This window comes from Streptomyces sp. CRN 30, assembly GCF_034105845.1.
Window position 1 is genome coordinate 1 of record NZ_JAVRHI010000027.1, and the last position, 10198, is coordinate 10198.

General features: G+C 75.8%; 6 protein-coding genes. 1 reads left to right on the forward strand and 5 read right to left on the reverse strand.

Annotated elements, in window-relative coordinates:
• The 4 genes from UW392_RS03050 to UW392_RS03065 all read right to left on the reverse strand — a co-directional run.
• A partial coding sequence (locus UW392_RS03050; protein WP_320773267.1) for an SAV_2336 N-terminal domain-related protein occupies positions 1-2062 on the reverse strand: 2062 nt, incomplete at its 3' end.
• On the reverse strand, positions 2052-3194 hold the full coding sequence (locus UW392_RS03055) for a MoxR family ATPase (protein WP_320773268.1): 1143 nt from the start codon (positions 3192-3194) through the stop codon (positions 2052-2054). The genes UW392_RS03055 and UW392_RS03050, both read right to left, overlap by 11 nt.
• A gap of 50 nt (positions 3195-3244) precedes the next feature.
• A complete protein-coding gene (locus tag UW392_RS03060) occupies positions 3245-4885 on the reverse strand; it encodes a trypsin-like peptidase domain-containing protein (protein ID WP_320773269.1) in 1641 nt (546 codons plus the stop codon).
• Positions 4882-5244, reverse strand: coding sequence for a CU044_2847 family protein (locus UW392_RS03065; RefSeq protein ID WP_320773270.1), 363 nt, complete (start codon positions 5242-5244; stop codon positions 4882-4884). The genes UW392_RS03060 and UW392_RS03065 overlap by 4 nt, the downstream gene beginning before the upstream one ends.
• Positions 5245-5487: 243 nt before the next feature.
• On the opposite strand from UW392_RS03065, the gene UW392_RS03070 reads away from it, so the two are divergent.
• Positions 5488-9117 (forward strand): S8 family serine peptidase, encoded by a 3630-nt coding sequence (locus UW392_RS03070; protein WP_320773271.1) that lies wholly within the window; start codon positions 5488-5490, stop codon positions 9115-9117.
• 274 nt (positions 9118-9391) lie between these two features.
• On the opposite strand, the gene UW392_RS03075 is transcribed toward UW392_RS03070, so the two are convergent.
• Positions 9392-10198: carboxyl transferase domain-containing protein (locus UW392_RS03075; protein ID WP_320773272.1), on the reverse strand; the 807-nt coding region annotated here is incomplete at its 5' end.

Sequence of the window (10198 nt, forward strand, 5' to 3'; positions counted from 1 at the left end):
CGCCGGGCGTCGCTTCGGCGGTGGGCGCCGGCTCGGTGGTGGGCGTCGCCTCGGTGGTGGGCGCCGGCTCGGTGGTGGCGGTGAACGGGGTCGCCGGGTCGGAGGCGGGGGCGGGTGCCGGGGCGTCGGTGGGTGGGGTCGCCGGGGCATCTCCGGTCACCGGGGCGTCGGTGGGTGGGGTCGCCGGAGCATCCCCGGTCGCCGGGGCATCTCCGGTCGCCGGGGCATTCCCGGGCAACGGAGCGGCCCCGGGCAACGGAGCGGCCGGCGTCGGTGTCGGGTCCTCGGCGGGTTTCCGATCCGGGGCGGAGCCCGGGGCGGGCCACGGCCCGCGACCGGTCGCCGCCAGTTGGCGTGCCGTGTCCGGGCTGACCGACGCGAACGCCTCCCCGTGCGCCCCGCTCTCCGTGCCGTCCGCCGCCGGGGTGAGGGCGGGGAACTCACCCGGGGAGCGGCCCGCCCGCTCCTCGATCAGGTCCCCGGTGCTCAGCAGCAGGTCATGGGTGCGGGCCCGCGCCGTCCGTGGCAGCCCGCGCAGCAGCAGCTCGCGGACACCGGGCCGCCAGGCGTACGAGCCGGGCGGCCCCGGCACCGAGGCGACCATGCCGCTGAGGATCACCTCGGCCAGGTGCGCCGGCCGCGGCTCGCGCTCCACCGCTGCCTGCACCAGCCGCATGACCGGCAGGTCGGGATGGCCGAGGGCGAGGTGCCCGGCCAGCCGCCACGCCTGAGGGGACGCGGTCTCCCGGAACCGCAGCACCAGCTCCTCGGCGGGCAGCCGGGTCACGTCGGCGCGGTCCCCGGTGCCGGCCGGCAGCGGACGGTGCAGCGGCGCCGCCGCCCCGGGACGGCCCGCGCCGCCCGGACTCGCGACCAACGACGCCCAGTTGGCCAGCCACTCCGGCCCCGGCTCCAGCACCGGCAGCGGCACGGCGCCCTCGGGCGGGGCGACGTCGGGGGCGTCGTACGGCACGAAGGACAGCGCGGCGCTGGGCGCGGCGCGGTACGGGGCGGTCAGCCGCCCGGCGACCGGCGGCAGCGCCGTGTCCCGCCACAGGCGCTCGGGCAGCGGCTGGACGACGGCCAGCGGCATCCGGCGGGCCCAGCGGCGCAGCGTGCCGAACCAGCGGTCGCCGGCCGGTCCGGCCCGCCACTGCGGACCCATGCAGTCGCTGACGAGGAGGGTGACGGTACGGCCGTCGACGGGGGCGTGCACGCCGTCCCCGGCGACCGTGCCGTCGGGCAGCGCCCGGTGCAGGGCGACCGTGCGGAAGACGCCCGACTGCGCGAGGACCGTGTGCAGTTCGTCGACGAGGGGCCGCCAGACCGGCATCGTCGGCCCGGCGTCGTACACCAGCTCCAGGCGGAGCCAGCGTTCGCGCGAGGGGCGCATGACCGGCAGCCACCAGCGGGGATCGGCGCCGAGCCGGGCGATCCGGTCGGCGGTCGCCGCCTCGTCGACCTCCCGGACGGCGGGCGCGTCGCTGCGGCGCCGCAGCGGGCGCAGCGAGCGCTGGAGCGCAAGGGTGTGGCGGAGCATCGGCGGCGCGGGCGTGAGCAGCACGGTGTGCCGCCCGGTACCCGTCCCGGTGGCCGACGCGGACGGCAGGTGCAGCGGGAGGTGCGGCGGCCGGGCGGAACGGGCAGCGGCGGACGGGTCCCCCGACGGCGGCGCACCGTGGGGCAGGGACGGCAGACCCCCGGCGCCGCCTCGTCCCTCCGAGGACCCCGACGACCCCGACGACCCCGACGACCCCGACGGCTCCGAAGGCTCCGACGACTCCCAGGGCCCCAAGTCGTGCGGGGAGCCCACCGAGTCCTGCGAGTCCGGCGGGTTCAGGGAATCCAGGGGGTCCAGGGTGCCCGACGGACCCGGGCCGCCCTCGGACCCCTCGGTGTCCGAGGGATCGTCCGCCTCCCCCGGAGCCGGCTCTATCCGGCCCGCCAGCCACAGCAGTTCCGCCAGTTCGCGGGGGGTCGGGCGGGCGCCGGGGGTCGCCCGGTGGAGGAGGTCGGCCAGGCGGGCCACGGGCTCCGGTGCGCCGGAGGGCTCAGAAGGCATGCGGCTGCGGTGTCTGGCCCAGGTACGGCATCAGCTGCTCGGCGAGTTCGTCGAGGGAGTCGGCGGCGAGGTCGGAGGAGCGGGCGAGGTAGATGGCGTTGAGCAGCTGGTCGGTGGCGAGTTCGCCGCTGCCCACCCGGGACAGGAACCGGTCGATGAGCCGCTGGGCGTGCGCGTCCGGCTCGCCGAGGTGCGCGCGGACGATGTCGGCGAGGTGCCGGTCGTCCGGCTGGCGCAGCCGCAGGGAGACGCAGCGGCGCAGGAAGGCGGGCGGGAACTCCCGCTCCCCGTTGCTGGTCAGCACCGTGAACGGGAAGGCCCGGCAGCGCACCCGGCCGTGCTCCACCGGTACCCGCCGGTCGGTGCCGTCGGCCATCACCTCGGCCCGTCCGCCGGGCACGTCGCGGGCGGCGCGGACCAGTTCGGGGATCTCGTACTGGCCCTCCTCCAACACGTTGAGCAGGTCGTTGGGGAGGTCGAGGTCGCTCTTGTCGATCTCGTCGATGAGCAGCACGCGGGGGCGTTCGTAGGGGAGCAGCGCGGTGCCGAGCGGGCCGAGACGCAGGTGGTTCTCGACGCCGGTGCTCCCGCCGCCCTCCCCGCTCCCGGCCCCGCTCCCGCTCCTGTTCCCGCTTCCGCTTCCGCTTCCGGTCCCGTTTCCGCTCGCGTCCCCGTCCCCACCCCCGTTACCGGCCCCGGCCCCGGTCCCGTTCCCGTTCCCGTCGGACGCCGCGTGCCGTGCCGCGTACAGCCGGGAGAGCGGGTCGTACTGGTAGAGCCCGTCGTGCAGGGAGCTGCGGCTGGTGATGTTCCAGCGGAGGACCGGACCGAGCCGCAGCTCGCGGGCGACGGCGTAGGCCAGGGACGACTTGCCGGTGCCGGGCGGGCCGGTGACCAGCAGCGGGCGGCGCAGGTACAGGGCCGCGTTGACCAGCTGCACCGTCTCCTCGGTGGCCCGGTAGGTGCGGGCCCGGTGGGTGCGGTCGGGCGAGGTGGCGGAGACGTCGTCGTGCTCGCCGGGCGGCTCCAGCACCGGGTGGCCGTCGAAGGCGCGCCAGGGCGGCGGGGGCGGCAGCTTCGTGATGCCGTCGTGCGGCTCGGCCGCTCCGGTGTAGACGGGCCACAGTGCCATGCGCGGTCTCTTTCGGGGTCGGGTGCGGCGGTGCGGTCCGCCCGGACGGGTCAGCCGACGGGCGAGTAGGAGGCGGCGGCGGGTTCGGGGAAACAGCGGGGATCGTCCCACAGCAGTTGCACTTCCCGGGCCCAGTGCCCCTCGGGATCGTCGGCGGCGTACGCCTCCTGTCGCAACCGCTTTACCACGCGTGGCAGTTCGGCGGCCGGTACGCCGTCCACGGACTCGCTGAGCCGGTCCAGGAACGCGGCGCCGGAGCAGGGCCCGTCGTGGTCGTCGTCGGCGCAGCCGGTGCGGGACCAGAGCAGGACGGGGACGGGAAGGTTGAGCCCGGTCGCGAAGTGTTCCTTGACGCTGTCGGGGTGGGCGGCGAACCCGGCCAGCGTCGTCTCCTCCTGGAGCCGCAGCCGCAGCCGGCCGGTGTTCTCCCGGGAGTCGCAGTCCACCCGGTGCAGCCGGACCCCCGGCCGGGCGTCCATCCGCTGCCACTTCTTGGTGAGCGCGTGCCGTACCTGGCCGCTGCGCAGCCGCTCGCGTTCGGTCACGACCAGCGGGTGGGCGATGCCGAACGGTGTCGGGTCGGTGGGCCGGCACTGCCAGCCGGCCACCGGTTCGTTGAGCAGGTCGCTCGGCAGGACGAAGGCGAGCAGGACCTCGGCGTCGGGGTCGAGGTGGGTGAAGGCCGCGTCGACGTGCTCCCGTACGTAGGCGGGGACGGCGTCCAGCGGGAGCCGCCGGTCGTGCACGCGGCGGCGCCGGCCGTCGCGGTAGGCGAACACCTCCACGGTGACCTGGTCGGGTCCGGCGCCGCTGTGTCCCAGCTCCACCACGATCGGCGACCAGGAGGTGGCGGCGGGCGGCCGCTTGACCAGGGCCCGCCGCAGCCGGTCGGTGAACCGGCCCATGGCGCGCGGGTCCTGCACCTCCCGCTGTACGTACTCCAGGGCGGCCCGCAGCGTCGGCAGGCGCTGCTCGGGCTGCGGGTCGAAGGGGCCCATGGCGGAGGTGTACAGCCGGTGCGGGTCGCAGTCGGGGCGGTCCCGCTCGACCCGGCGGACCAGCGCGTGCACCCACGGCGGGGCGTCCTTGCCGGGCCGGTCGGGGGAGAGCAGCTCCTCCAGCCCCGGCCAGTGGCGGGCCAGTACGGCGACGGGCAGCATGCGGCCGACGTGCTCCCCGGCCGTGGACGTCACCATGCCGACGACCGTGCCGTCGGCGAGCGCGACGCCCGCGCCGCTGAACCCCTCCTGGAGGGTCTGCCCGTGCGCGGAGAGCGCCTCCAGCTGCACCCATTCGTCGGCGATGAGGGGACCGGGCACTGCCTGGTACCGGGCGAGGGTCCCCTCGTCGAAGTGGACCGGGAAGCCGTAGGCGATCAGGTGCGCGCCCCGGCCGTACCGGTCGGTGTCCTCGGGCGGGGCGAGCACGGCGGGCCGCAGCGACACCGGCCGCTCCAGCTCGACAACGGCCAGGTCCCCGCGCGGGCTCTCCTCGCTCCAGCCGCCCCGGTGGACGACCCGGGCGGGCAGGTCGCCGAGGTCGCCGCGGCCAGGGAAGTACACGGTGACCTTCTCGTCCTCGTGCTCCCGCACGACGTGGGCGCAGGTCAGCAGCAGCCGGTCGGCGACGAGGAAACCGGCGCCGACGTCCCGGCCGCACTCGATACGGGCGTGCCAGGCGGCGGCGGTCATGAGCGGCCGGCGGCCTCCCCGTCCGCCGGTGCCGCGGGGGCGGCCGCCCCGGGTGACCAGTTCAGCTTGACGACCAGGTGGCCCTCGGCGGTGCCCTTGGCGATGACCGCGCCGGCCTCCGCGCTGAGCCGCACCCCGAACTCCAGCTCCACGGAGTCGGGTCTGAGGGTGCCGTCGCGGAAGACCCGCAGCGCCGCGTCGGCCGCGGCGCGCACCCCTTCCAGGGCGTCCTCGAAGGTCCGCGCGGCCTGCGCGGGCCCGCCGCCGCGGGAGGCCGGGCGGGCGCCGGTCCGCGGGTCGACGGCCTCCACCACGACCTGTGCGCCGTCCTCGGTCTTGAACTCCAGCAGTCCGTCCATGACGCGGCTCGCTCCCCGTTGTGCTGTGCCGTACGTCCGCGCGTCTGCATCACACGGACGGCGACCATTGTGACGGACCGTGCTCGGCGGTGTCCCGTGATGCGCCGGTCGCTCCCCGTGGCGTTGGCGGAAACCCGCCACTGCGCGGACCCGCCAGCGCCGGGCAACTCCCTTGCAACACAAGGCCCGTGAGACTCGTCCGCGGCACTCTACGAGGAGTGGCCTCTACGAAGAGAGGCGTGGATGAGCACGAGACGAAGAGGTTCCAGAACGTCCCTCCTGGCCGCCGGACTGGTGTGCGCGCTGCTCCCGGCCGGCCCCACGGCGTCCGCTGCGGGGGCGGGGACGCCCACGGCGGCCGCCGGTCCGTCCGGCACCGCCCGTACCGTCACCCTCGTCACCGGCGACCGGGTCACCGTCACCGGGGCCGGGGACGGCAAGCGGGCGGTCACCGTGGAGCGGCCCCCGGGCGCCACCGGTGCCGTACGCACCACGGACGCGGACGGCACGCTCACCGTCGTACCGGACGAGGCCCTGCCGTACCTGCGGGCCGGCACGCTCGACGAACGGCTCTTCGACGTGAGCGCCCTGCTGGAGCAGGGCCTCGCCGACAGCGGCACCGGGGAACTCCCGCTGATCGTCACCTACGACGAGGGCGCCCCGGCCGTCACCCCGCGCGGCGCCGCGCGGACCCGGTCGCTGCCGAGCGTGCGCGGTGCCGCCGTCGAGGCCGCCAAGGGCCGTGCGTTCTGGCGGTCGTTCACCCGGCAGGACGGGATCGCGGGCGTCTGGCTCGACGGCCGGGTCGACGCGGAGATGGCCGAAAGCAACGCCCAGATCGGCACCCCCGAGGCGTGGCGGGCCGGGCTGACCGGCAAGGGCGTCACCGTCGCCGTGCTCGACAGCGGTGTGGACGCCGGTCATCCCGACCTGACCGGCCGGATCACCGCCTCCCGCAGCTTCGTCGAGGGCGAGGAGGTCGCCGACCGGCACGGCCACGGCACCCACGTCGCCTCCACCGTCGGCGGCAGCGGCGCCGCCTCCGGCGGCACGGAGAAGGGCGTCGCGCCCGGTGCCGGACTCGCGATCGGCAAGGTCCTCGGCGACCAGGGCTCGGGCAGCGAGTCGCAGATCATCGCCGGCATGGAGTGGGCCGCCCGGGACCAGCATGCCGACATCGTCTCGATGAGCCTCGGCTCCACCGAGGCCAGTGACGGCACCGACCCGATGGCGCAGGCCGTGAACACCCTGTCCGCCGAGACCGGCGCGCTGTTCGTGATCGCCGCCGGGAACACCGGCTCGCCGTCGTCCATCGGCTCGCCGGGCGCCGCCGACGCCGCGCTGACCGTCGGGGCCGTCGACTCCACCGACACGGCGGCCTGGTTCACCAGCGCCGGTCCCCGCTACGGCGACAACGCCCTCAAACCCGACCTGTCCGCGCCCGGCGTCGGCATCCTCGCCGCCCGCTCCTCCCTCACCGAGGGCAGCGGCGCGTACACCTCCATGGACGGTACGTCGATGGCGACGCCGCATGTCGCCGGGGTGGCCGCCCTGCTCGCCGAGGAACACCCCGACTGGACCGGCGCGCGGCTCAAGGACGCGCTGATGTCCACCTCGAAGCGGCTCGACGCCTCCCCGTACCGACTCGGCGCGGGCCGGGTGAGCGTGCCCGACGCGATCGGCGCGGACGTCACCGCCACCGGCGCCGCCGACCTCGGCTTCCACGCCTGGCCGTACGAGGAGGACGAGCCGGTCACCCGGACCGTGACCTACACCAACTCCTCCGACACGCCCGTCGAGCTGGCACTGTCCGTCGAGGGTGTCGAGGGCGTGCCCGACGGCGTCGTCACCCTCGCCGACACCGCGCTCACCGTCCCCGCCCACGGAACGGCGTCCACCACCGTGACCGGTGACGCGGCCGACGCCCAGGTCGGGCGGACCGCCGGACAGATCGTGGCCGCCGCCCAGGGCACACCCGTCGCGCACACCGCGTTCGGGCTGGTCAAGGAGGAGGAGCGGTACACCCTCACCGTGCGCGTCAAGGACCGCGCGGGCGCCGCCACGGCCGCCGACCTGACGGTGCAGCGACTCGCCGAGGGCGTCGACCCCGTACCGGCGCACGTCGGCGACTCCGGCACCCTCCAACTCCGCCTGGAGCCCGGCACGTACAGCCTCACCTCCTTCCTCGACGTGCGTGGCGGCCACGGCGCCGACTCCCTCGGGCTCGGCTTCCTCGCGGCCCCCGAGGTCGTCCTCGACCGGGACCGCGAGATCACCCTCGACGGCCGGGAACTGCGCGAGCTCGGCGCCGACGTGGACCGGCGCACCGAGACCCGGCAACTGCTCATGGAGTACGACCGCGACGCCGGCGGCAACCACCTCTTCGGCGCCGTCCAGGTGCCGCTGACCTACGACAGCGTCTTCGCCGCGCCCACCCGGAAGGTGACCGAGGGGACGTTCGAGTACCGCACCGTGTGGCGGCTCGGCAAGCCGCTCCTGGAGGTGAAGGGCGTCTCCGAGGCCACCGTCCAGTCCGGCTCCACGCTCGCCGAGGGCCGCACCCGGCTGCCGCTCGTCGACGTCGGCGACGGCCCGGTCACCGGGGCGGAGGGCAAGGCGGTCCTCGCCCGGCTCACCGAGGGCACCGACCCCGCCTCCCTCGCGCGGGCCGCCCAGGACGCGGGCGCGAAGGCCCTGTTCGTCACCGACGACGCGCCCGGCCGGCTCATGGGCTGGTGGGGCACGGACGACAACGCCGACCGGCCGCTGACCATCGCCACGGTGAACGCCGCCGACGCCGCGCGGCTGCGGACGGCGGGCCGCGTCGACATGACCGGCACCCGCTTCACGCCGTACACCTACGACCTGTCCGCCGGGTACTCCGGCGCGGTCCCCGACCGGGACCTCACCTACCGGCCCGGCAGCCGCGACCTCGCCGAGCTGCACACGAAGTACCACGGTGGCGAGCCGTCCACCGGCGGGGAGTTCCGGTACTCCCTCACCGACACCTTCTCCCTCGGCATCGGCTTCAAGGAGAGCGTCGCCTTCCCCGCCGAGCGCACCGAGTACGTCTCGACCGGCCCCGGGCAGCTCTGGCACGAGTCGGTGGACTCGGCGGGCGGCACGCTGGAGGAGCGCGGCGGAACCGTGCGCTACGAGGGCGGCACGCGGGCCGGGCTCGACTGGTTCAAGCCCGTCTGGCACCCGTACCTGGGCACCGGGCTCGGCTGGGGACAGGAACGCGCGGGCGCCCGTATGCAGTTCAACGCGCCCGGCTGGGGCGACTCCGGGCCCGACCACACCGGGTTCGGCGACGTGTGGAGCGAGGACAGCGGCCTGTCCCAGACCACGGAGCTGTACCTCGACGGCGGCCTCGTCGACCGGATGAACGGCTCCACCGCCTACCTCTGGGACGCGCCCGCCGACGAGCACACCTACCGGCTCGTCACCGACACCGCGCTGGACCCCGCCCGCTTCGAGCCCGGCACGACGGGCCACGCCGAGTGGACGTTCCGGTCGGCGGCCACCCCGGACGACCACTGGACCCTCCTGCCGCTGCTCAACCTCTCCTTCGACGTCGGCACCGACCTCGCGGGTCAGGTACGCGGCGGCCGGAAGCTCACGGTCGGACTCGGCGCGGACCACGTGGCGGGAGCGCCCGGCACCGGCCGGATCACCGGCGGCACCCTCGACGTCTCCTACGACGACGGGAAGAGCTGGCGGAAGGTCGGGCTGGACGGCAGGGCCGGCTCCTGGACCGGCACGCTCTCCGTGCCGCGCGACGCGGACACCGTCTCCCTGCGCGCCTCGGCCCGCGACGACCGGGGCGGCTCGGTGACCCAGGAGATCGTGCGGGCGGTGTCGGTGCGCTGACCGGGGTCTCCCGTAGGGGGAACACGCGGACGGCGCCGCCTCCCTGGGACGGGGAGACGGCGCCGTCTGTTCCTCCTCCGGCCCTCAGACCAGCCAGCCGACGAAGTGGACGAGGCCGGCGAGGATGTCGGTGAGAACGTTCATGTGCGTACTGCTCCTTGTTCTGGTGCATGCCGAGCGTGCGGCATACGACGTGGGACATGCGCCAACCACGGTCTGCAGCCCGTTGCTTGCGTACCGTCAGTCTCGTTGACCCCACCGACCCCGTGCGTGCTCATGAGCGACGATCACCTGTTCTGGGGAACACCTGCTCGCTTGTTCGGACCACGCCAAGCCGGACCACGCCGAGCCGGGCCAGGTCCTGCGGCCGGAGCATCAGCTGGTCCGCCGTCCGGGCCGCGTGCTCCGGCGGACGCTTGAGGATCGCGGCCGCCGCCTCCGGGCCGATGACGGAGAAGTAGCTGTCCGGCACCGCCCACGTGGCCCCCGGCGCCGCGAGGGCCAGCGCCCCGCCCGACCCGCCCTCGCCGATCAGCAGCGAGGTGACCGGCGTACGGGCCTCGGCCACCGCGCCGAACAGGTCCGCGACGGCCGGCCCCACCCCCTGCCGCTCCGCCTCCGCGTCGTTGGCCGCGCCCGGGGTGTCCACCAGCGTCAGCACCGGGATGCCCAGCCGGTCCGCGAGCCGGACCAGCCGGGCGGCGGTGCGGTACCCGGCGGGCCGGGTCGCCGCCCCGGTCTGCGCGGCGTACGCCACCGTCCGCCCCGCGTGCGCGCCGAAGCCGCACAGCATCCCCTCCGGGTCGCTGCCGCCCGCCCGGTCGCCGCTGATCGCGCACCGCTCGGTGAAGTACGCGTCCAGATAGGCGCGGACGCGCGGCCGCTCCGGCGACCGGGCCCGCCGTACCGCCTCCCAGCCGGTGGCGGGCGGCGCGCCCGTCCCGAGCGGCGCGGGGACCGGCGCGGGGGCGGCCCACGGCCGGGTCAGCAGCCGCAGCCAGCGGCCGAGGACCGCGCGCAGCTCGCCCGGCTCCACCACGGCGTCCGCCGACCCCGCCGCCACCTGTGCCTCGGCCGTGTA

Excerpts from the sequence above, each read along its gene's own strand:
- UW392_RS03055 (WP_320773268.1), bottom strand. The coding sequence starts at position 3,194 with ATGGCACTGTGGCCCGTCTACACCGGAGCGGCCGAGCCGCACGACGGC.
- UW392_RS03060 (WP_320773269.1), bottom strand. The coding sequence starts at position 4,885 with ATGACCGCCGCCGCCTGGCACGCCCGTATCGAGTGCGGCCGGGACGTC.
- UW392_RS03065 (WP_320773270.1), bottom strand. The coding sequence starts at position 5,244 with ATGGACGGACTGCTGGAGTTCAAGACCGAGGACGGCGCACAGGTCGTG.
- UW392_RS03070 (WP_320773271.1), top strand. The coding sequence starts at position 5,488 with ATGAGCACGAGACGAAGAGGTTCCAGAACGTCCCTCCTGGCCGCCGGA.